The sequence below is a fragment of the Candidatus Kuenenbacteria bacterium genome, assembly GCA_012797775.1.
In the GTDB taxonomy this organism is placed as follows: domain Bacteria; phylum Patescibacteriota; class Patescibacteriia; order UBA2196; family GWA2-42-15; genus JAAZMX01.
This window is the reverse complement of sequence record JAAZOM010000021.1, coordinates 1-22,747: the sequence shown is the minus strand read 5'-3', so window position 1 is coordinate 22,747 and position 22,747 is coordinate 1. Positions and strand designations below refer to the sequence as shown.

The 22,747-nt window shown below is 44.1% G+C and carries 16 protein-coding genes and 2 tRNA genes; 16 read left to right on the top strand and 2 right to left on the bottom strand.

What is annotated here, in order from left to right; all coding sequences use genetic code 11:
- The first annotated feature begins 85 nt into the window (after window positions 1–85).
- The 3 genes from GYA54_02535 (at window position 86) to ligA (ending at window position 4,073) form a co-directional block, all read left to right on the top strand.
- Window positions 86–1,456, top strand: coding sequence for a cation:proton antiporter (locus tag GYA54_02535; protein ID NMC51580.1), 1,371 nt, complete (start codon window positions 86–88; stop codon window positions 1,454–1,456).
- Between the two features lie 74 nt (window positions 1,457–1,530).
- The gene (locus GYA54_02530) at window positions 1,531–2,007 is read left to right on the top strand and encodes a prepilin-type N-terminal cleavage/methylation domain-containing protein (protein ID NMC51579.1); all 477 of its coding nucleotides are present in this window, start codon (window positions 1,531–1,533) and stop codon (window positions 2,005–2,007) included.
- Window positions 2,008–2,063: 56 nt separating this feature from the next.
- Window positions 2,064–4,073: an NAD-dependent DNA ligase LigA gene (ligA, locus tag GYA54_02525; protein NMC51578.1), complete on the top strand. Its 2,010-nt coding sequence runs from the start codon at window positions 2,064–2,066 to the stop codon at window positions 4,071–4,073.
- A 59-nt stretch (window positions 4,074–4,132) separates the two neighbouring features.
- Here the strand turns inward: ligA and GYA54_02520 are convergent.
- A tRNA-Tyr gene (locus tag GYA54_02520) sits at window positions 4,133–4,213 on the bottom strand.
- 10 nt (window positions 4,214–4,223) lie between these two features.
- Window positions 4,224–4,300, bottom strand: a tRNA-Met gene (locus tag GYA54_02515).
- A 252-nt stretch (window positions 4,301–4,552) separates the two neighbouring features.
- Between GYA54_02515 and gatC the strand changes: the two genes are divergently transcribed.
- The 13 genes from gatC to GYA54_02450 all read left to right on the top strand — a co-directional run.
- Entirely contained in the window at window positions 4,553–4,843 is a 291-nt protein-coding gene (gene gatC / locus GYA54_02510) for an Asp-tRNA(Asn)/Glu-tRNA(Gln) amidotransferase subunit GatC (protein NMC51577.1), read from the top strand.
- The gene (gene gatA / locus GYA54_02505; protein NMC51576.1) at window positions 4,840–6,279 is read left to right on the top strand and encodes an Asp-tRNA(Asn)/Glu-tRNA(Gln) amidotransferase subunit GatA; all 1,440 of its coding nucleotides are present in this window, start codon (window positions 4,840–4,842) and stop codon (window positions 6,277–6,279) included. The genes gatC and gatA overlap by 4 nt, the downstream gene beginning before the upstream one ends.
- 163 nt (window positions 6,280–6,442) lie before the next feature.
- Window positions 6,443–6,922: a hypothetical protein gene (locus tag GYA54_02500; protein NMC51575.1), complete on the top strand. Its 480-nt coding sequence runs from the start codon at window positions 6,443–6,445 to the stop codon at window positions 6,920–6,922.
- A 29-nt stretch (window positions 6,923–6,951) separates the two neighbouring features.
- Entirely contained in the window at window positions 6,952–7,611 is a 660-nt protein-coding gene (locus GYA54_02495) for an SdpI family protein (GenBank protein ID NMC51574.1), read from the top strand.
- A 224-nt stretch (window positions 7,612–7,835) separates the two neighbouring features.
- Entirely contained in the window at window positions 7,836–8,468 is a 633-nt protein-coding gene (locus GYA54_02490; GenBank protein NMC51573.1) for a hypothetical protein, read from the top strand.
- 96 nt (window positions 8,469–8,564) lie between these two features.
- Entirely contained in the window at window positions 8,565–11,894 is a 3,330-nt protein-coding gene (locus GYA54_02485; protein NMC51572.1) for a peptidoglycan DD-metalloendopeptidase family protein, read from the top strand.
- Window positions 11,895–12,451: 557 nt separating this feature from the next.
- Window positions 12,452–13,018 carry a T9SS type A sorting domain-containing protein gene (locus GYA54_02480; GenBank protein NMC51571.1) on the top strand — a complete coding sequence of 189 codons (567 nt, stop codon included), beginning with the start codon at window positions 12,452–12,454 and terminating at the stop codon, window positions 13,016–13,018.
- Window positions 13,019–13,147: 129 nt separating this feature from the next.
- The gene (locus tag GYA54_02475) at window positions 13,148–19,084 is read left to right on the top strand and encodes a DUF2341 domain-containing protein (protein ID NMC51570.1); all 5,937 of its coding nucleotides are present in this window, start codon (window positions 13,148–13,150) and stop codon (window positions 19,082–19,084) included.
- An 87-nt stretch (window positions 19,085–19,171) separates the two neighbouring features.
- Window positions 19,172–19,426 carry an NrdH-redoxin gene (locus GYA54_02470; protein ID NMC51569.1) on the top strand — a complete coding sequence of 85 codons (255 nt, stop codon included), beginning with the start codon at window positions 19,172–19,174 and terminating at the stop codon, window positions 19,424–19,426.
- A gap of 10 nt (window positions 19,427–19,436) precedes the next feature.
- Complete coding sequence (locus GYA54_02465) at window positions 19,437–20,117, top strand: thioredoxin domain-containing protein (protein ID NMC51568.1); 681 nt, start codon at window positions 19,437–19,439, stop codon at window positions 20,115–20,117.
- 46 nt (window positions 20,118–20,163) lie between these two features.
- Window positions 20,164–21,012, top strand: coding sequence for a prolipoprotein diacylglyceryl transferase (gene lgt / locus GYA54_02460; GenBank protein ID NMC51567.1), 849 nt, complete (start codon window positions 20,164–20,166; stop codon window positions 21,010–21,012).
- A gap of 691 nt (window positions 21,013–21,703) precedes the next feature.
- Window positions 21,704–22,381: a hypothetical protein gene (locus GYA54_02455; protein ID NMC51566.1), complete on the top strand. Its 678-nt coding sequence runs from the start codon at window positions 21,704–21,706 to the stop codon at window positions 22,379–22,381.
- A 130-nt stretch (window positions 22,382–22,511) separates the two neighbouring features.
- Window positions 22,512–22,747 (top strand): hypothetical protein (locus GYA54_02450; protein NMC51565.1); only part of this gene is annotated, 236 nt, incomplete at its 3' end.

The window sequence follows — 22,747 nt, the reverse complement described above, 5'->3', positions numbered from 1 at the left end:
TTTAGCCATCTTGTCACTTTTGACAGGTATGTTAAAATAAAGCAAAGGTTTTTATTAATTAATAAGATAAACAAGCAATACTTCTATGTTCTTAAAATCAAAAAGCAAAATCTTGCTCTTTTTTTTGTTATTTTTAGTTTTCGGATCAGCCGCGTTTGCTTCCGGTTCATCGGAGTCCTCGGTCCACATCAATCCCGCCCCCACCTTTCTATGGATCGCAGTTATTTTAATTGCGGCTAAAGTTTCTGGACTAGTAGAAAGATTTGGTCAGCCTGCAGTTCTGGGTGAACTGGTCATTGGTGTTCTTTTGGGCAATCTCGCCCTTGTTGGCGTTCATATTTTTGAGCCATTACGTAGTGATTATATTATAAAATTTTTATCCGAGCTCGGAGTTGTTATCTTATTGTTCCAAATTGGCCTTGAGTCCAATATTAGCCAGATGAAAAAAGTTGGTTTACGGGCTCTTATTGTCGCCACCGTTGGTGTGATTGTTCCATTTGTTCTCGGTACTTATTTGGTTGGTCCTTGGCTTTTACCAGGCCTGAGTTTCAATGCCTATTTGTTTTTGGGTGCGACCCTGACCGCTACTTCCGTCGGCATTACTGCCAGAGTCTTCAAGGATCTAGGCAAGCTAAAAACATCTGAGGCCCAAATTGTTTTGGGTGCTGCTGTTATAGATGATGTTATAGGCCTTATTATTCTTGCTGTGGTTTCTGCTATTGTAACTGTCGGTGCTGTTAGTTTTGGTGCTATCACCTGGATTACTGCCAAAGCTATTTTGTTTTTAGCCGGCTCTATTATTGTGGGGCAGCTCATCGCGCCTTGGCTCGGCCGTATTTTTTCCAAGATTCACTCTGGTACCGGCATGAAATTTACCATGGCTATTTCTTTTGGTTTGATTTTCTCATTTCTGGCTTATAAAATAGGGCTGGCTCCGATTGTCGGCGCTTTTGCTGCTGGTCTTGTTTTGGACCCGGTTCATTTCAAAAAATTCAAAGCCCCGCAGGCGGTTTCGGATATTGAGGAGGCCTTTTCCAAAGCCGGCACGCCCCTCAAAGAAAAAGTCTCTGAACTCTTGGCTCATCACACCCACCGCCATATCGAAGACCTGATAGAGCCGCTGGCCTATTTCCTCGTCCCGATATTTTTTGTGATGACCGGCTTTGAGGTAGACCTTTCCACTCTTTTCAACATACCAATTTTACTGCTCGCGCTGGGTATTACCCTGGCTGCTTTCGTGGGTAAAATAGTTTCCGGGCTTGTGGCCGGAAAGGTGGATAAAAAAATTGTGGGTTTTGGTATGGTGCCAAGGGGTGAGGTGGGGCTCATCTTCGCCATGATGGGCAAGAGCCTTGGCGTGGTCACCGATCAGATTTTTTCTGCCATTGTTATTATGGTAATTTTGACCACCCTTTTGACCCCACCGATTTTGACGTTTTTATTAAAGAGAAAATAACCGCTTCTATTGTTTAGCATTTTTGTGTTATAATATAAGTGTCAAGAAGTTATCAACACCTCTTTATTATTTATATGTTAAATAAAAAAGGTTTTACTTTGATTGAGCTCCTAGTGGTTATTGCTATCTTTGCCCTGATGGCCAATATCACTATGATCTCTTTGGATCGTGCCAAAAGAGAATCGCGCGACACAAAAAGAATGTCTGATATCAACCAGCTCCGTTCAGCGCTCCAGCTTTATAGCACGGACAAGCAATCTTATCCCGCGGGCGACGGCGTAGCCCTTGGTGTTACCTCGCGTTCCACTCTTGATGGCCGTGGCTGGGCCGCTGGCCCGCCAGAAACTCCTTTTTATATGCCGATTGTGCCCCGGGACCCCAAGATGGTTAGCCAGACCGAAAGCCCTTGTACGGATACATCCAGCTCACCGTGTGATTATGGTTATACTCTTTATTCGGCCGACAGCTATGTTATTTATTTTTATTTTGAAGGTAAATTAGGCGGCATGGAACCGGGTTTGCACTGGGCCACCAAGGACAATATTTATTAGACGCAAATTTTTATACCCCCTCTTTCAAACAGAGGGGGTTTTGATATAATAAGACTATGGATAAAAAACAAGCCAAGGAAAGAATAGAAAAAATAAAGGCCCAAATGGCAGACATTGATTATGCCTATTTTGTCTTGGATGCTCCGACTGTTTCCGATGCTGTACGCGACTCCCTGAAGCGTGAATTAAAATCCCTAGAAGATCAGTACCCCGAATTTATCACGCCCGATTCGCCGACCCAGCGTATTGGTGGCAGGGCCTTGGGTAGGTTTGCCAAAATCAGACACCAGATCCCCAAATATTCTCTGGATGATGTTTTTTCTTTTGATGAACTCTTAGAGTTTGATACCCGGGTCAAGCGGTTTTTGGATTTATCGCCCAACACAGACATTGAATACACGGCCGAGCTCAAAATCGATGGTCTCAATATGACCTTTATTTATAAAAAGGGATTATTTGAAAAAGCCATTACTCGGGGTGACGGTATTATCGGTGAAGATGTCACCCACACCGTCAAAACCGTAGAAAGTGTCCCTCTAAAACTAAAGCAACCCATAGATATTGAAGTCGGCGGCGAGATCTATATGCCGATCAAAAGTTTTGAATCTTTAAATAAAATAGCCCTAAAGCAAAAAGAAGAACCCTTTGCCAATCCGCGCAATGCCGCTGCCGGCACTGTGCGCCAGCTCGATCCCGGCATCGCGGCCAAGCGCGATCTTCAGGCATTTTTTTATTCTGTCTTTACACCCCTTGGTGACTTGCCTGGCAAAAAAATCACTACCCAGTTTGGTACCTTGGAATTTTTGCGTTCGCTTGGTTTTCGGGTGGAGCACCATTTTTCCCATTTCAAAAATATTAATACTGTTAAAAAATTTTTGGAGCAGGCCGAGAAGTTGCGAGATTCTCTTGGTTTCCAGATTGATGGCGTCGTTATCAAAGTAAATGATCTCGACTTTCAAAATCGTCTCGGGCGTACAGCCAAATGCGTGCGCTGGGCTGCGGCCTATAAATTTGCCGCCGAAGAGGCTACTACTATTGTAGAAGATATCCAGATCCAAGTTGGTCGCACTGGGGTTTTGACCCCCGTGGCTCACCTCAAGCCAGTTTTGGTGGCTGGCTCCACTGTCTCGCGTGCCACCCTCCACAACGAAGATGAAATAAAACGATTGGGTGTTAAAATAGGGGACACAGTTGTCGTCCAAAAAGCCGGAGATGTCATCCCTGATATTGTAAAGGTATTAGAGAAGATGCGCACCGGCCGGGAAAAAGAATTCCGCATGCCCAAAAATTGTCCAGTTTGTGACTCGCCAGTTGCTCGGTCAGAGGGGGAAGTGGCTTATCGTTGCAGTAATAAGAATTGCTATGCTCAGCAAAGAGAAAAAATTTATCATTTTGTTTCCCGAGCTGCTTTTGATATTGACGGGCTCGGCCCCAAAATCATTGATCAGCTTTTGGATGTTGGGTTGATCAAGGATGCGGCTGACATTTTTACCCTGACCCAAGATGACCTTTGGCCACTAGAACGCTTTGCTGAAAAGTCTGCCAAAAATCTCATCGCCTCTATTGAAAAAGCCAAACACGTCGCCTGGCCCAAATTTATTTTTGCTCTGGGTATCAGAAATGTCGGTGAAAAAACCGCTCTGGATCTATCAGCGCATTTCCCTACTTTGGAAAAATTGCAATCAGCTACCCAAGAAGAGTTAATCGCTGTGCCAGAGGTCGGCCCGGTAGTGGCGGAAAGTATTTTTAGCTGGTTTCAGGACAAACACAATCAAAAATTTATTGACCATCTTTTGGGCCATGGCGTCCGACCGGAAAAAAGTATTGTCCGCTCTGGCGGCAGACTGCAGGGTCAGATCTTTGTTTTGACTGGCACCCTTGATTCTATGAGTCGTGATGAAGCCAAGGAAAAAATTCGTACTCTAGGTGGTGACACCTCTGAATCAGTCTCCAGACAAACCAGCTATGTTGTTGCCGGCGCCAATCCCGGCTCCAAACTAGATAAAGCGGAAAAGCTGAGTGTTAAAGTTTTAACAGAAAAAGATTTTCTCAATTTAATTAAATAACTTTAGACAAAAAGAAAAAGCCCAATCTAATTTAATTTTAGAGATTGGGCTTTTTAATTTGGTGCCACTACCCGGACTTGAACCGGAAACCTCCGAGCCATGTGTACAGGCACAGCGCTCTACCATTGAGCTATAGTGGCAGTCCTCCTTTGAACTCGCCCTTGGACTCGAACCAAGAACCCTGGGATTATGAGCCCCACGCTCTGCCGATTGAGCTATGCGAGTCCCACAGGACAAACTTCACCCCGCGTTAAATTTAAAGAAGAAGGGGGGCACGGCACACTTCATTTTCAGAAGCGCAGTTCCGCATGCTCTATTGGATAGGGTAGGAATTAACCTTAGCCTACCCAGAGCTCAGAACTTCCCCCCTTCTTCAATTTTCCTCATCTTACAGATATGGCCAAAGTCTGTCAATAGTTTGCCAAAAAGCTGAAAAATGCTAAAATCAAATTGTCTTTATTCTTATATTTTTATTTTTTATGTCCTTAGACATCCACCAAATTGAACATCTAGCCAATCTAGCCCGGCTGGAATTAACCGCCGAAGAAAAGGAGCTTTATACCGCCCAGTTGGCTGGCATTTTGGATTATTTTAGAAAATTACAAGAATTGGACACCACTGGCGTCGAGCCAACCGGCCAGACTGTTAAATTACACAATGTTTTTCGCCACGACGATCCCAAAGAGCCGACAGGGGATATAGATAAAAAGATTATTAATAATGCTCCTGATAAAACCGGTCGGCACATCAGAGTCAAAAAAATATTATGAGTGATTTAAGTAAACTGACAATCGAACAAGCGCATCTTGGCCTGAAGAATAAGGAATTCAGTTCTGTTGATTTGGTTAAAAATTGCCTTGACCAGATTGGCAGTATTGACCATCGCCTCAAGGCTTTTGTCAATATTTTCCCCGATCATGCACTATCTACTGCTGAAAAAATTGACGAGTCGCTTGCACGCGGCGATGAATTGCATCCTTTGGCTGGTATTCCTTATGCCGCCAAAGATATTTTTTGCACCGAAGGTTTGCTTACTACTGCCAGTTCCAAAATTTTGGAAAAATATGTTCCGCCCTTTGAATCCACCACCACCGAAAGACTAAAAAAAACAGGAGCAGTATTAGTCGGCAAGACCAATTTGGACGAATTCGCCATGGGCGCTTCTACTGAAAATTCAGCTTTCTTTCCCACCCAAAATCCGCACGATGAGACGCGCGTACCCGGCGGATCTTCTGGTGGTTCAGCTGCAGCCGTGGCCGCAGATGAGGTTGTCTATGCTCTTGGTACAGACACCGGCGGTTCTGTCCGCCAGCCCGCTTCTTTTTGCGGCGTTGTTGGCTTAAAGCCTACCTATGGACGCACTTCACGTTATGGTGTGATCGCCATGGCCTCTTCTTTGGATACTATTAGCCATTTTACCAAAACAGTCGCCGACGCCGCTTTGGTTTTACAAACGATTGCCGGACGTGACGATTATGATTCGACCACGGCCAATGAACCCCTGGATAATTATTATGAAGAAATAAAAAAGCCGGCTGCTGGCCTTAGGATTGGCTTGCCAGAGGAATATTTTGAGACCGAAGGCGTTGCTCCACAAGTAAAAGAAGTCATTCTTTCTGCTGTCAAAAAAATAGAAGAATTGGTCGGCTCCAAAGTCGTGCCTGTTAAATTGACACCACCCGATTATGCCCTGGCTTGCTATTATCTCATTATGCCCTCAGAGGTTTCTTCCAATCTGGCGCGCTATGACGGAGTGAAATATGGACTATCGACGCCAGGCAAAGATTTATTGGACACCTATCTGAAAACTAGAGGCGCCGGTCTAGGCGCTGAGGCCAAGCGTCGCATCATCCTTGGTACCTTTGCTTTATCTCACGGCTATTATGATGCTTATTACAAAAAAGCCTGTGCTGTACGCGCTCTGATCAAAAAAGATTTTGAAAAAGCTTTTGAGAGTGTTGACCTGATTCTTGCTCCGACTTCACCCACTATTGCTTTTAAATTAGGGGAGAGGAGCGCCGACCCACTGCAAATGTATTTGGCCGACTTATTCACCATCCCTATGAGCTTGGCCGGCGTACCCACCATTTCTGTTCCCACTGGTCTATCCGATGGCTTGCCAGTTGGGCTCCAAATTATTGGCAAGTGGTTTGATGAAAAAACAGTCCTGCGGCTAGCCCACCACTTCGAACAATCTCAAAAATAATTAATTAGCCATCAATATGGGCAGTGAGCATTTTGGACAAGATTATTACCCGCCCCTCAACCGAATACGCAAACATATAATTGGAGACATGGAAATAGAGATGATACACCAAACAAGGCCAGGTGATTGTGTGCTAATTAATTTTTTAAATACATACAGCATTATGCATGAGGGTAAGATAATCATGTCGCCCCGCGAATTAAGAGACTTAGTTATAGAGAAGAGGAGACAATCTGGAGAAGACCCCGGAGACATATTGAATGATGACCAGCCCTTAAGCTATACCGACGTAGTCAGACTATTTTCCCTTGTTTTGGGCTCAAGGCCCAAGCAAGAGGACATTGTTACTGTTCGCACGGATAATCTAACCAGGGGGCAAGTCGAAAATAATATAGAAAACGGTATTCTAGAATATTTAGACACCTATCAGTCTGGATTGTGCACGACAGGTCTTGGCTACCACTCTAGAAGCATCTGGAAACTAGATGCTGATAATTATATTTTAATTGATCCAATGAATGAAAATGGTTTTGAAAAAAAGAACAGAGGACAGCTAGTCGATTTTTTAGCAAATATAATGCTAAACCAGCCGGCTAATAATAACTTCTTCTTTTTTCTAAGAGAAGAGAATGATGAACAATAATTGTATATCTAAAAATTAGCATTATTTTTATGAAAAACCCCCTTGCTCCAAACATCAAAACCGAAATTGTACCCATATTTTTTATTGTTGTTGGTCTGATTTTGAGTGTTTATTTTTATTCTCATTTTCCGGAGCGCGTGGCTACCCACTGGAATATCAGCGGTGAGGTAGATGGCTGGTCCAGTCGGGGCTTTAGCGCTTTCTTTTTCCCCGCGTTAAATCTCGCTATATATCTTTTGATGATCGGCTTGCCGTCACTTGATCCGCGCCGTGGTAATTATGAAAATTTCAGGACCGCCTATCATGTGATAAAAGGCGCCTTGGTGGTGTTTTTATCTCTTATCTATTTTGTTGTTGGTCTAAATGGTCTTGGTTATAAAATACCCGTTGGGACCATTATTCCCATTGGTATTGGTGTTTTGTTTGTGGTCATTGGCTATTTCCTAAACCATGTCAAACAAAATTGGTTTTTGGGTATCCGCACCCCCTGGACCTTGAGCTCGGAAAGCGTCTGGCAAAAAACACATCACTTTGCTAGCCGGATTTTTATGTTTTGTGGCGTGCTCATGGCTGTCTGTGGTTTTTACCCCAGCTTTTTTTGGCCGGCCATGATCGCCATTTTGGCTCTTATGGTTTTTGGGACGATTGTTTATTCTTACCTAGTTTTTAGAAAGGAGAAAGACCACTAAAAACAACTAACCCAGACGATCTTGACACCTTTTGGTTTTTTATAGGATGATTTGAAAGCTAGATTATATGCATCGGAACAAAGCCCAGTTTGAAGACTTGATTATTCAGGCTCTGGGCTTCAGAGCAGTGTCTTTTTTGCCTTCAAAAAACAGCAGTATAACCTGTTGTTTTTTGTTTTCCCAAGGTATAATAAATATATAAATTAACCAACTAAACAAAATATATGTTCAAAAAACACCTGCCCAAAAAATACACCCCCATCATCATGGTGGCTCTCGCCCTCCTTGCTCTTTTGGTTGTCGCCATTGTCGCTGGGTTAGATAGTAAGTTGGACTTTATCTGGGACAATAACCAGCCCACAACCAGTACTCCGGTTGCGATTGACACAAGTGATTGGAAAATCTATAGAAATGAGGAGTATGGGTTTGAGTTTAAGTATCCGGAGGATTTAACAAAAAAAGAAAATAACCCTAATGACAAGGCCTTGTTATATATAGAGTTTAATAAATATAATAAAAAATATTTTTTATTTGGAGTTTATAAGACCGAAGAGCAATTAAGTGCCAAGCAATGGCTTGATAATAAATGGGCGGGATATAGCGGTAAATGGCCAGGAACATATCAAGAAACAAAGATTAATAATTATGATGTTACATTAGCCACACTAGACAATAGGAAAAACGAAGACCCCTTTAGGTGTTATATGAGATATGCTCTTTTCTACAAAAATAATATTTTATATAGTTTTTATCTAGAGGAGTTGTGTAATCAAAATGATAATAAAGACATTGAGGTAGAGAATAATAATTCCATAAATTTATTTGACAAGATTGTATCAACAATTAGATTTAAATAAAAACTAAAATACAAATTAAAATAAAACAGCACATTAAAAATTGAATAAATTAAATAATAGAAATTACCAGAAGTAAGACAGGAAAGGAGTTCTGCAATGAAAAAATTTTTATTATTCATTGTTGGTGTCTTTTTGTCGTCCAATTTTATATTAGGACAAGACGCCGCTAGTAGTTTCCAGTTTCCAGTGAGTAACTACCAGGTTAATGGTTATTACTTTGGTGATCCTAACGGTGGAACGGGAGTTCATACAGGAGAAGATATTATATTAAATCCGGGCACTCCAGTTTATTCCACCGCGAATGGCCTTGTAAAGATTGTTAAAACAGACGCCCAAGGATATGAACAAGTAATAGTTATTGAACACACTTTGCCGAATAACGAAAAGGTCTGTTCAATTTATGGGCACTTATCAGAAAGAGCGGGTTATCCACTAATTGGTGTTAGGGCTGTTAACAAGGGAGAAGCCGTGGGTTATGTTGGATGGGATGATGAAAATGGAATTGGAGGACCACATCTTCATTTTGGTATTAGGAAGGGAGCTTATAAAGATCTCTATGAAGGAAGGGCGGCAACAACCAATGATTTTTATAACCCTTCTGATTTTGTTAACTCTCATTCAACCCCCAACCCTGTCGGCCTTTTTCCAAACAACCAAGAAGATCCGACCATCACCCCCAGCTTCCGCAGTTTCTATTCCACTAACGGTGGCGAGAGTACCTTTGGCCTAGTTTGGGACAATGGTGGCGGCAAATATGTCCACCTATCCTATGGCGCCTATGTCCAGGATTTTTTAAAGGGCAGTATCTGGTGCCAGTTTGTCTGGAATGCCCAGATCAGTAGCACCAAAGTTGTCTTCAATAAAATCCTGCAATTCATCTACGCCAACGGTGGTTATACCAGATGGGGTGTGCCGTATATCAATGAAACCACTTATACCTATTATGGCAGCGCTTGTGGTCAGTCTGGCGACAGTGTTATCCTGCAGAAATTTATCAAAACCGATCTCACCCAAAAAACCATTATTTACAATGCCAGGTTAAATCTGGTGGCCAATTATCCGGTTGGTGTTTTTTCCTACCCAGTCGCTAGTTTGCCAAGTGGGTTTTATTTGGGTGAATATTTCAGTAATGATAATATAGTGTCTTTCCCCACTACCACTCCCAAGAATGGCCAATATGAATGGCTGGTTGATGCTGGTAATCATGTCTTTTGTATCTTCAAGATAGTCAACAATCAAAAACAGATGGTTCAATCTCTGGCTCACTATGTTTGGGAAGGTAATGACCAGCTCTGGTCTCCGGATAATCCGCCTACTCCTGATCCCAATCCGAATCCTGATCCAACGCCTGATCCTGACCCCACACCTGATCCGGATCCAACGCCCGACCCAGATCCTACTCCTAATATCTCCATTCTTCACGTGTCTAGACCAGCCAATGGTATTCTTGATTTCAGTTTTGATCAGGTCAAAAAGGTATTTGAGATTAGCGATGCTGGTTCTGGGATGTTGGATTGTACTGTCTCTACCAGCGCCCCTTGGCTGACGGTCAAATATACCGAGCTCGGCTATCACTCTCCCCACAGCAATTGTGTTGATACTGCCTATGTCAATCGAAGTGGTCTGCCAGATGGCGATTATACCGGGTATATTTATCTGAATTCCAATGGCGGCCGAGATACCATCACGGTTAAAATGTATAAAGGCAATTGCCTCACCCGGCAATATTATTCTGCTTCCGGTGATGGCTATATTGCCAGCAATTGGGCTGAATGGGAGACTGCCCACAATCAGACAATCGGTTATTCCAATCCCCCCTACGCTCAACAAATCGCTGACGGCTTTGGTAGAACTGAATGGGAGGCTGGTAAGTGGAAAATCTGTCGAGGATTTCTCGGCTTTAACACCATCGACCTGCCTGATGATGCCAAAATCGTCTCAGTCGCCCTGAATATCTACTTTGCCCAAAGAGATGGTTTGAGCGATGATTCTTATCATATTGTTGCCGCTTCGCAGTCCGATCTGGCCTCCTTGTCAGCCGCTGACTATAGTCGCATCGGGACAGTCTCGTTTGCTGATATCGCCATCAGCAGAGTCACTTATTCCGGTTATACCAAATTCACACTGAGCACCCTTGGCCTGGCGAACGTCAATACTCAAGGTGATACCAAACTGGCCATCCGGCTCGGCTCGGATTTGAATGATAAAGAACCCAGACTAAACGGCTCTACCCGGGATCTCAATTCCTGCGGTCTCCGCGCCTATATGTCCGAATGGTCAGAACAAGATAAAAGGCCGTATCTGGAAGTTGTCTATAGCCTGCCTGTAGTCAATCCTCCGCCCGATCCAGATCCGCCGCCTTCGGCCATCCCAGTACTCTCTGTCTCTCCAGAAGGTTTTGGTTTTGAAACAAGAACCAGTGCCACTTTTCGTATTAGTAATACTGGTACTGGCACCCTAGAGTGGCAAGTGAGTGATGATAGTAACTGGTTGAGTTGTGCGCCCACCGTCGGCAAAGGCACTGCTGATATTACCATTACCGTTGACTACTCTGTGGTTGGTTACGGCACACACACTGGCAATATTACCATTCACTCCAATGGTGGTGATAAACAGATGCTTATCACCCTTACCAAAAAAGAACCACCGGGTGGTAATCAAAATGTTAATGGTTATCTGGAAGCAGAAAACGGGACCATCTTTCCTCCCATGATCAAGGGTCGCGATGGACACGCTTGCGGCAGCTACTATGTTTATGTGCCAGAAAATAACAGCGCCAAAGACAATCTTGGTTCGGTTGTTTTTTCTCTGACCACGAGCACTGCCGGCGACTACTATTTTTTTGGCCGTACTCTTGGCCCGAGTGATGTCTCCAATTCTCTCTGGTTCCAGATTGACGCTGGCGCAGAATACCTCTGGTTTTTGAACAAAGACAATCTTTGGCAATGGCGACCGCTGTGCACTACTTATCAGGTGGAACAGAGCCGGGTGGTTATTCATCTTACTGCCGGTACACACACTCTGACTATTAGGAACAGGGAAGACGGCAGCTGTCTCGATGCTCTTTTCTGGTCCTTGGACAAAGAAGCCACCTTGCCCACTTCGCCGCCAAGCGACCCCAACCCTATTATCACAGCCATTGATAGTAGTAGTCTCAAAGTTAGTAGCTTCACCCTTCACCCCCCTTATCCCAATCCTTTCAATCCCGGGACCACGATCAGCTATGACTTGCCAGAGCCAGTGTACGTTGTGTTGATCATCTATGACTTACAGGGTAGGGAAGTGGGTAGGTTGATTGATACTGAAAAGCCAGCTGGCCAGTATTCCATTTTCTGGCAGCCGAAAAGTCTCTCAAGTGGGACCTATTTCTGCCGCCTGTCAGCTGGCCACCAAACACAAATTAAAAAAATACTTTATGTTAAATAACTCCAGAAGGAGGCAAATCAACAGGGCCTAGCTCCAAAGCTATTGTGAGCTGGGTCCTTTTTTATTTGTCTTTTCCTTGTTTTTTGGTATAATATCTTTGTCCCCAAGAAATAAGTTTTATTATTCTGAGCCTTTTTATAACGAGTAGATCTAGGATCTCGCGTGAGTGGGCCCCCAAGGCAACCTATACATGCGGGATTCTATTACCCGTTCAAATCTGGTTCAGTTTAATACAGACTCAATTTCTTATGGTTATCACAAGTCCCCAATCCGGGCAATTTATCAATATAGAGCAAAAATTAACCGCTTACCTTTGCCCCATATTTTTTGTTAATCAAAAATCAGCTAAAACCAATAAAACAGCCAATTTTTAGGGCTGTTTTTTTGTTTTTTGCCAGCAGTATATATTGCTATTGACAAAAACCAAAAAACTGGTAATTTTAGTAGAATTCCTAAAACAAATAGTTAACAATTTAATCGATATTGTTCATTAAATGAGGAGGGTTTCTACCATGAAATCCGCAAGATTTTTTTTCGCCGCACTAGTGTTCTCCCTGATGTTCTGGGGATCGAGCGCCGCTCGAGAAAAACCCCAACCTATTTATATCGGACGGGTGGAGAATCTTATTCTTCAAATTCTCGACAAAGGGGTAAAGGCGACGTGGGACCTAACCACCCCCACTACCCCGATAAACATTTGTATCATTGAAACTAGCGGCGGAGACTCTGTTATTTTTAGAACTAGCTTCCTTGATACTGGGGCAGTGGTTGTTGACGATTTGCGTCCGGGCAACTACTGGATAGGAATAACCATTGGCAATAGTTGCACTACTGCCGGTGGTTGGTTCTTTATACCGCCCGCTCGTTATCTGCTGTTTCCCAACTATCCCAATCCCTTCAACCCTTCAACCAATATCACCTACACCCTGGCCAAGAAGTGCCGAGTTAGCCTCGCGGTCTACAACATGCGAGGAGAGCTGGTCGAGACGTTGATCGATACCGATCAACATGCCGGTAATCACACCATCACCTGGAACGCGACCAATGTTCCGAGTGGTGTGTATCTCTGCCGGATGCAAGCGGGTGATTACATTGCAACAAAAAAAATGACGCTGATGAAGTAGGGATCATCTTACCTGTTCTTCAGGAGGAAATCTAGGCCGACAAGTTGAGTTATTAAAACAACTTGCCGGCCTTTTTATTTTTCTTAAATTTATGCTATAATGTAAGTATAATTCATATATTTATAATTTATGAAAAACATTTCTTTTACAAAGGTTTTTATTATAACCCTATTTTTTATAACGGCTTTTTTTATTTTACCAGCAGCATCGACAAAAGCAGCCCAGAAGGGGTGGTGCTGCAATACCTGTGGTGAGCCAGAGCCTAAATGTTATGCTTCCGCGGGTGCCCTGTGTTATAATGGGACGGCTTTCAATCAATTTGAGTGTTGCACCTATCAAACATTGCCTTGTCCGCCGGGCTTATGTTTGTGGCTTGGCTTAAATATCTGTTACAACAATGTTGGTTATTATAATGGTGAACAAATAAACACATCTGATATATCTACGGACCAAGAGGTGGCTGGTGATCTTGGTAACGGTTCTAAGTGGTATGATCAAGATTTTAATGGCAGCTTTGAAGGAATGGAAAATTATGCTGGTACTTTTTGTAAATCGACCTGGTTTAATAATAGTAATTATTGTAAATCAGCGGGCCCTGACAGTGTTTGCAGCGATTATGATAATGGCGAAAATGGTTTCTGCTGTGGTGATGACACCAACGAGAAATCTGTTCCCAACTGTTCTGGTACCGCCAATGCTGCCTGTTGTCCGAGTACTGCCAGCTACTATAATGAATCAACCGGCACTTGCGTCTCTTCCTGCCCTGTCGCTCCGACTGCCCCGAGCAATCTTGAAGTTGTCTCTACTTCTTGTGATGTGGGCAGCCAAAACATGAATATTAAGTGGGCTGACAACTCCAGCAACGAAACTGGTTTTTACCTTTATCGCAGGACCGACACCAGCGCACCGAGTTCGGCTGATCGCTTGCCAGTCACCCTTGGGGCTGGCACCACTCAATATAACGACACCAATACAGTTTCTGGTACCAAATACTATTATTGGGTAAGTTCATACAATGGTGTTGGCGAGAGCACCAAAACCGGTCCAGCCGGTGACTGGGCAGACTATATTGATACTGTTGATAATTTAACTCCCAGCCAAAACGCAGTTGGCACTTCTATCACCTGGAATTGGACTGCCCCAAGCGGCGCAACAGATTATTTGGTTATAGTTTGGAATGATGATCCAATTTTGCCTTTTGATCATTATGCCACAGTATCAACAAACAGCTATACTATCACGAGTTTAAGTCCCGGTAGCAAGCGCGGCATACAAGTCACCGCTCGTTTCAGTAATGACAACCCTTGGGGGAACTCCTTATTAAATTGTCAGAGCGACACAGTCTGGCACACCCTAACTGCTAATCAGTCACCCACCGCTTTCAATCTTGTCTCTCCCGCCAATAACTCCACCATGGTTTCTCAAAATCCGACTCTGACCTGGGGTGCTTCGAGCGATCCCGAGGGCCAGGCCATTACCTATAATGTCTATTACTGTTGTTCTACTACAGCTGGTTGCACCTTACCTGGCACTCCAAACACCTCTGTTTCCGGCACCTCTTATAGTCTTTCTGGCTTGACTCTGGGTGATTACTGCCGCTGGAACGTGGTTGCTTCTGATGGTCCCAACCAAAAGATTTCTTCCGATGGTCCATTTACTTTCCGCGTAGATCAAGCGCCCAATACCCCGAGCAACCCCTCACCGTCTGATGGCGCTACTTGCGTGGCCACCAATACCACTATCAGTTGGAGTGGGGGAGACCCAGACGTAGGTGATACGGTCACTTATACTATTTATGGCTGTCAGGGCGTTGGTTGCAATCCTACTGCTGTGATTGGGACTACTAATAATACTTCCTACACTGGTGCTGGTTTCAACCCCGGTGTGACTATCGGCTGGAAAGTTTCCGCTTCTGATGGCGACGCTTCTGTTACCGGACCTGTCTGGCATTTTGGCACCACTGCCGGTACGCCCGCAGCCACCATTACCGACGGTGCCAGCGGCTCTTGCATTACTTCTGATACCATAACTGCCAGTTGGACCAATGGCACAAATCCCGAATACGCCTATAGCGCTGATGCGGTTTGTAATTCTTCCGATAGTTATGTCGCTGGTTCATCAGTCACGGTCAGTACCACCCACTCAGATTATGTCTGTTTTAGAAATTCCAATGCCTGTGCTACGACCTATAGTGCAGCTCAAGGCCCGCTCTCTGTGGATGCTACTGTCCCAGGCATTACTTCTGTCACCGCCAGCTCACCCCAATGTGAAAAAATTACCTTTACAGTCAATGGTGCCGCTGATACCGGTTGTGCTGGTTTAGCCGCTAGCGCTTATTCTTTTGACGGTGGTGCTACCTGGCAAGCTGCCAATTACAAAACTTATGATGGCACGAGCTACACGATCAACGCCAATCAGATAAAAGTTCGTGATTCTCTTGGTAATACTTATACTTATAGTAGTTCTGTCAATGGCACATCGTCTGCCTGCCCAGCCAATGGTACAACCATCACTGTCAATCCTGGCTCACAGGCTTGTAGCCAAAGTGATCCAACCCCACAAATCACCATTGATGATGCTGACGGTGTGACTTATGGCCGCTGGAATAATTGTACCAACCCGACCTGTGACCCCGGCACCACTGATAGTAATAATTCCCCATTTGTTTGTAGCGGCTCCACGCCTTGCATTGCCAATATTAATGAAGTGGTGACCACCGGCGCTTGGAAATATTGTGCTCGGGGCAAAGACAATTTGGGCAATTGGAGCTCCCTTATCTGTTCTGATGGGTATTTCAATGTTGATAAAACTCGTCCCACCATCAATACTTTTACTGTTGAAGGCGCCAGCGCTGGTGGTACCGCGACTATTTCCTCTAGTGGTGAAAAACCAACTGTCAAGTGGACCACTAGTGATGTTGGTTGTGGCGGCTTTGACAATATCCAACTCTGGCGCGCCAACTACAATGCCACTAATTGTAATGGTACTACCATGACTGGTTGTGGCTGGAGCCAGATTTGGGCTGATTATAATGAAGACAACGCTACTATTGGCAGAGATGATACCACGATCTCGGACACTGGTGACTATTGGTATGGCATTCATGTTAGAGATGAGGTCGACAACTGTACCCTAGAAAACAATGTATCCTGTGGTTCCACTGGCAATCCGGTCAGAGTCACCATGAATATTTCCACCCCCGCCTGTACTATTGCTCCCGGCCAACCGACCAATTTGGTTCACACCAGCAACACCACCAATTCAATCACTTGGCAGTGGAGCGCCCCTTCTTCTGGTGATGCCCCGAGCGAATATCGTATTTATAATTCTTCTAGTCAATTGATTGGTACCACTTCCGGTACCACCTATACCCAGACTCAAGTTTCTGCATCAGGTGCCAATCTCACTTCAGATACTTCCTATTCTATTTATGTAGTGGCCGCAAATTCTTGTGGCACTGGTCCTGCCTCAGCCACTGCCTCGGCCTACACTTCGGCCGACCCGCCAGCCTCCTGTTCTGGCAGTGCTGCCTCATCCACCGAAATTAGTTGGTCTTGGATCTCCGGGGGCAGACAAAGTGAATTTTATGCTTCCAACTCTGCGGGCAACACCAATTGGACTACCAGCACTAATTGGAATCAAAGTGGTTTGGTTTGTGCTACGAGTTATACCACTTCAGTCAAAGCTAGAAATCACGATGCCGAGGAGACTGCGTCAGTTCAATGTTCCATCAGTACAGCCATTTGTGATGATGGTGAAGACCCTCCGAGCGGTCCTATCGCCGCCGATTTTCAGTGGTGCGCCGCCAATACCTCGGTGATTATCTTTATTGATGGATCAACTGGCGGCACAGGCGGAGTGACTGGCTGGGCTTGGAACTTTGGTGACGGTTTGGGTGCCAACTCACTTTGTCTTAATAACTGCAACACTGGCAGCTACAATGGCAGCAATCAATACCCGGTTCATGAATATTCTCCCTCTGCTCCTCCTGATTGGGCCAATGAAAACTGGGTCTATCGTCGGAAAATTACTTTTGATAATTCTGGCCGTTCCGCCCTTACCAACTTTCCTGTTCTTGTAAAACAAACTTCAACTGATACTGGTTTTTGGGCTCATGTCCAGAGCGATGGTGATGATATTCGTTTCTTTGATTCCAATAATTCCACCGAGCTTTACTATGAAATAGAAAAATTTGATTACGCGGGCAAAGAATTATTAGCTTGGGTCAAGGTGCCCCAGGTTGACGGTACCAATACTGATAATATTTATCTTTATTATGGCAACACCACCACCGGTGCTACTGCCTATAAATCTCCAGCCAATGTCTGGGATAGTAATTACAAAATGGTCTGGCATTTAAATGATGCTTCTGGCCGTCTCCAGGATTCTACTAGTAATAATATTGATAGTAGCTCTGAGGGCGGTATGACCTACCGCGCTACTGGTCAGATCGGTTATGGTGTCTCTCTGGCGGCTGGTTGGCAGGCTAGCAATATTACACGCAACGATGTTGCCGCCCTGCGCCAGTATCCTTATACTTGGGAGTTCTGGTATAAGGGTGTGCTAGCGAGCGGCAATCAATTCATGTGGAGTCAGGATATTGGCTGGCGCTATTCCAATGGGTCAACTTACATTTATGAGTGGAAAGACGAGGGTGGCGACGATTTCAATGTTGATTCAGTTAGAAATTCTGGTGGTACTCACGACGGCAATGCTTGGTACCACGGAGTTTTGACCCTCAACAATACTGGTAACAACCGCGTCAAGTTTTATCGCAATGGTTCTCTTTTTTATGAAGGTGGTGGCACCAACAGCCCGGCTCTCGTCGGGAGTATTGATTGGGGTACCTGGCGTTGGAACTACCCAGTTTCAGCCGCTATGACCTTTGACGAAATCCGCATTTCTGCTGGTGTACGCTCTGCCGACTGGCTGGCCTTTGAATATTGCAACATGAAGCAAACGTGTATCAGCTACAGCGCCGAAGAAAACGGTTCACCCATTACTGATTACACCGTCACCCTGACTGCCAGAGATTCTGTCAATAATACTGACCAATCAATCCAAACAGTTCGGCTTGACCCAGTCAATTATTCTTGTGCCGCTCTTGGCTGTGAGCCCGCTTGCTATACCCCGACCGCCTGCACTACTTCCCAGTGTGACAATAATGCCAATGGTTATCGTTATCAGCAGATTAGAGATTCTAAGTGTGGAGACAATTGTCATTGCCCTGCTTGGTCAGGGTATCAAAGTTGTCAGGCCTCTTACACCAATTGTCCCACTGCCGCCCCTTATAATCGGGTAGATTGTTATGAAGGTACCGGCTGCGACACTGCTATCAATACCTGTACTTGTATTGCCGGCTATGAGCCAGACGGCACCGGACATTGCAAGCTGAAAGAATTTGATTTTAATATTATAACTGCGCTTGGTTCGGAGCAGTTGTCTCTCACTTGGGAAAAACAAGAAATTGCCAGCGAATACCGGATTTATCGCGACTTGGCCCTTATTTCTACCGAGCCTGCAGCAGATATTTGCAACGCCAGCGTTTGTTCTTTCACCGATACCGGTCTGACGCCTGGTACCACCTATCGTTATGATGTCTTTGCTGTTGTGGGGAGTGGCGGCATTTATGATTCTACGGTTTCTCCCGTTTGCCATGGCACTCTGAACAACCAGTGCCCGAGATATGGCACGACGGATAGTGTCGTTCAGAATTTTACCATCAGCTCTATCTGTGGCCAGCTCACGCTTGGCTGGGATCATATCAATGTCGGTGGCGTCTCTGGTTATACTTATCAGATCTACAAAGGCACCTCTCCCAACCCCACAGAGTTATTCAAAGAAATGGCCAAAAATCAGAGCAGTTGTCCGACTGGAGGCGCTGAGTGTCTGGTCTGTGCTGATAATGCCGCTCGCTGTACTATTCCCGACAAAGAGATAATCCCCAAGGTCAGATATTATTACAAGATTGTGACTATCAATGAAGATGGTGATCCTTCTTATGAGGACGCCAACGCCAACGCCAGCTCTTATTGTTATGAAGCTCCGAGCTGGGAAGAACGCTAGACTTATTAATCCAAAACGGGCGGGATATTTCCGCCCGTTTTATTTTTTATAAAAAATGTTATAATTATTATAATTAAAAATTAAGATATTTATATGCAGATAAAAATCTATTCCACTCCCATGTGCCCCTATTGCCACATGCTCAAAGACTATCTCAAGGGCAAGGGTATTCAATTTGAAGATATTAATGTGGCCACTGACGAGGCCGCGGCCGAAGAAATGGTAAAAAAATCTGGCCAGATGGGCGTGCCAGTGTCTATCATAGCCAAAGATGACAGTACCGAAGAGGTTATCGTTGGTTTTGACAAGGCGCGCCTCAATCAAATTTTAGGTATCAATTAATTTTTTATTTATGTTACCAGAATCAATTACTCCCCCCCAAAAAAAATCGTCTTCCAGCCGTTCGCCTTGGTTTATTTTTCTCTTTGGTTTGGTTTTGGGTGTTGCCATTTTTTCCACTTATCATTATCTGAGATTATCAAAAAAAACAACCGCTCCAACCGAGGAAAATAAAGTAGTCTCATTTAATATTGGCGACACGGACCATATCTGGGGCAAAAAAGATGCCAAAATAACCATGGTCGTTTTTGGCGATTTCACTTGCCCTTATTGTCGGGAATATTTTGTCACCCTAGAAGAATTTATCAAAAACCGCTCTGACAAAATGCGTATTGTTTGGAAGCATTTACCCCTGAGCTTGCAAAGTGTCGGTTCTGTTTCCTCAGCCACGGCCGCTGAATGTGCCGGAGAACAAAACAAATTTTGGGAATATGCTACTGATCTTTATAAAAATCAGGATAAGCTCAGCCCAGAATTTTATGAAGAGGCCGCCGTTGGCCTAGGCCTGGACAAAGATATTTTTTCCGCCTGTGTGTCGAGCGGCAAGTATGATGCCAAGATCCAAGCTGATTATAATGAGGCTATTATTAAAGGGGTAGATGGCGCACCGGCCAGCTTTTTGAACGGCCGCTATCTGCCAGGCGCTTTGCCTCTTGAACAACTAGAAGCTCTGATCGACCCACTCCTAAAATAATTAAACCTTAATTCTGATTTTTGTTTTTTGCATTTGATTTATTTCCATGTTTCTCCATACACTTCACCCTTCTCCTGTTCTTTTTGATTTTGGTTTTGCCAAGATTCACTGGTATGGCCTTTTGATTTCTATCTCTATAATTATCGGCGCTTGGTTGGGAAGAAAGTTATTTCGCCGCCACAAATTGTCAGATCATTTGTTTTTTGATCTGGCTTTTTATGTGATTATTTTTGGCTTTCTGGGCGCCCGTCTCTGGCATGTATTTTCTGAATTTTCATATTATCTTGTTCATCCTTTTGATATTATAAAAATCTGGCAAGGCGGCCTGGCTATTCACGGCGCCATTATTGGCGGGGCTGTTTTTATTTATTTTTATTATCGAAAACACCGTGGGCAATTTAAAGAAATAAATTTTCTATTACTCCTAGATATTTTTGCGCCGCTTGTCGCTTTGGGGCAGGCGCTCGGCCGCTTTGGCAATTATTTCAATCAGGAGCTTTACGGCCGACCGACTGATTTGCCTTTTGCTATTCCCATTAATTTTACCAACCGTTTGGCTGGCTACGAAAATTTTGAATATTTTCAGCCCATATTCTTGTATGAGAGTTTGTGGTGTTTCTTGATTTTTATTCTGCTTATTTTTTTACACCGCCGGCGTTTATTAATTCCCTGCCACTCTACAAACCTGCCACCCTACCAACCTGGTGCTATTTTTTCTCTTTATTTGATCCTCTATTCCTTTGGTCGTTTTCTGGTTGGCTTTCTACGCATTGACCCCCAGCTGTTTTTTGCCGGTTTGCGCCTAGATCAGTGGGTGAGTATGGTATTATTTTTAGTGGGTTGTTATTTTCTTTTTAAAAGTATCAAAAACAGCCCAAAAATCACCACCAAATAATCACTCTTTACAAATATTTACAATAGGTCTACACTAAAATGTTTCCCAGTTGGGAGACAAAAATAACAAAGGAGGCGCAAAAGTGAAAAAGATTATTCGTATCACCTTGTTTCTCATGGCCCTTTTGCTCTTGGTGGGCTGTGGCTGGGACATAAACGGTCCCTACTGCGGCCACCCAAATCCACCGAGTGTTAATGGAAGACATTTTTCCGTTGATATGTTGGCGGTGCTGGGAGGCTGGTGTTTGCTTTGGGTTTTAAAGCGCACCTTGTTACCGCGTTTGCAAAAAGTTTCAGCCAAATAGGAAGACTCATGGATTTATTTCCTGGACCTTCCGGGCTGCTGCAAAAGATTTGCAGCAGCCCTTTTATTTTACCGAATTGACAATAATTAGGAAAAGTAGTTAACCTATTAAAAATCAAATAGAATTATCATCATCATGATATGAGCTAACAGGAGGCTTGTCATGAAAAATAAAATCAACCCCAGATTATTTAGCCATCGGGAAGAGACCTTCTCTTTATTTTCATCCCAATATAAATCTCACAAAAGTGGGAAGATATTATGGAGGAGGAATAAGCATCTTTTTTGGGAGATCCTAATTTCATTTGACAAAAACACCAAAAAGTGGTTTTATTAATTAAACAAAAACATAAACAACTATAACAATTATCATAAAAGGAGGTTTGCCATGAAAAAGAAAATCATGGTTTTATTTTGCCTTTTAGTGGCAAATCTTTTTGCCCAAGATCGTTCGGAGGAAAATGGCTGGATGCATGGCACTGCTTTTTCCTGGGGTGCTGTCTGGCCTTTAGCCGAAGGTTATATTCATGGGTTGACTTTCACCGGTGAAAAACCCATCAGCTATCCTCTCGGTATCAAAGTGGATCAGGATAACAAGCATGCCCTCTACCTTGCTCACCGTGGCGCAATGCTCGGTGGGGCGATCTCGCTCGCTATGTGGCGCCCACCAGCCAAATATTTTTTTACCGCCAGAGGGCTTTCTAGAACATTTGGGGTCTGGTGTGTCTGGACATCTATATTCAACGCCACCATCCGAAAAGTTCAGACTGGCAAATATTTCCCAGCCGACAACCAAAAACATGGTTATGCTCTGGACATTGCCGGTCTGTATATGCGCTTTCAGGAGCCGCCAGCTTGGGTGCGAAAAGGCCAGTTGGTTGCTGGGTTAACTCTTTATTTTCTGCCAGACATCATTGATCTTTTTCATAATCAATCAAAGGCAAAAACAAAACCAGCCCCGGATCTTTTGGCCGATAAAAATAAATTGGCGTTTAACCTTTCTCCCCACATTAACCTTACAAAAGGGGAGAGGTTTTATGGGGGAGAAATAAATATCGTTTTTTGAAATAATCCGGCTTGGTTTCGATCAAGCCGGTTTTCATTTGACAAAAAGAAAAATTGATGTTTTAATAAAATCATCTAATAAGCAAAATAGCACTTTTTTAATAAACATAAATCATCACAAGGAGGAACCCATGAAAAAGTTCTTATTTCTTTCCGCGGTACTCGCCCTTGTTGGGTTGAGCGTGGCCGGCGCCGGCACAGTTGTGCCTGTCGACTGGTATATTGCTTCCACCAGCCCCAGCTCTTGGCGGTGGAGTTCGGTCTCCGGCGCCAAAGACTATCTCGTGCTTGTATGGCTGGATACTTTATCGGCACCGGTAAGCTACACCGTTCAGACCAAGTCGGAGTATTCATTATCCGACAGCGG

Bases quoted from the DNA above. Each gene is read 5' to 3' on its own strand.
- GYA54_02535 (NMC51580.1), top strand. From the start codon at position 86: ATGTTCTTAAAATCAAAAAGCAAAATCTTGCTCTTTTTTTTGTTATTT.
- GYA54_02530 (NMC51579.1), top strand. From the start codon at position 1,531: ATGTTAAATAAAAAAGGTTTTACTTTGATTGAGCTCCTAGTGGTTATT.
- ligA (NMC51578.1), top strand. From the start codon at position 2,064: ATGGATAAAAAACAAGCCAAGGAAAGAATAGAAAAAATAAAGGCCCAA.
- gatC (NMC51577.1), top strand. From the start codon at position 4,553: ATGTCCTTAGACATCCACCAAATTGAACATCTAGCCAATCTAGCCCGG.
- gatA (NMC51576.1), top strand. From the start codon at position 4,840: ATGAGTGATTTAAGTAAACTGACAATCGAACAAGCGCATCTTGGCCTG.
- GYA54_02500 (NMC51575.1), top strand. From the start codon at position 6,443: ATGCATGAGGGTAAGATAATCATGTCGCCCCGCGAATTAAGAGACTTA.
- GYA54_02495 (NMC51574.1), top strand. From the start codon at position 6,952: ATGAAAAACCCCCTTGCTCCAAACATCAAAACCGAAATTGTACCCATA.
- GYA54_02490 (NMC51573.1), top strand. From the start codon at position 7,836: ATGTTCAAAAAACACCTGCCCAAAAAATACACCCCCATCATCATGGTG.
- GYA54_02485 (NMC51572.1), top strand. From the start codon at position 8,565: ATGAAAAAATTTTTATTATTCATTGTTGGTGTCTTTTTGTCGTCCAAT.
- GYA54_02480 (NMC51571.1), top strand. From the start codon at position 12,452: ATGTTCTGGGGATCGAGCGCCGCTCGAGAAAAACCCCAACCTATTTAT.
- GYA54_02475 (NMC51570.1), top strand. From the start codon at position 13,148: ATGAAAAACATTTCTTTTACAAAGGTTTTTATTATAACCCTATTTTTT.
- GYA54_02465 (NMC51568.1), top strand. From the start codon at position 19,437: ATGTTACCAGAATCAATTACTCCCCCCCAAAAAAAATCGTCTTCCAGC.
- lgt (NMC51567.1), top strand. From the start codon at position 20,164: ATGTTTCTCCATACACTTCACCCTTCTCCTGTTCTTTTTGATTTTGGT.
- GYA54_02455 (NMC51566.1), top strand. From the start codon at position 21,704: ATGAAAAAGAAAATCATGGTTTTATTTTGCCTTTTAGTGGCAAATCTT.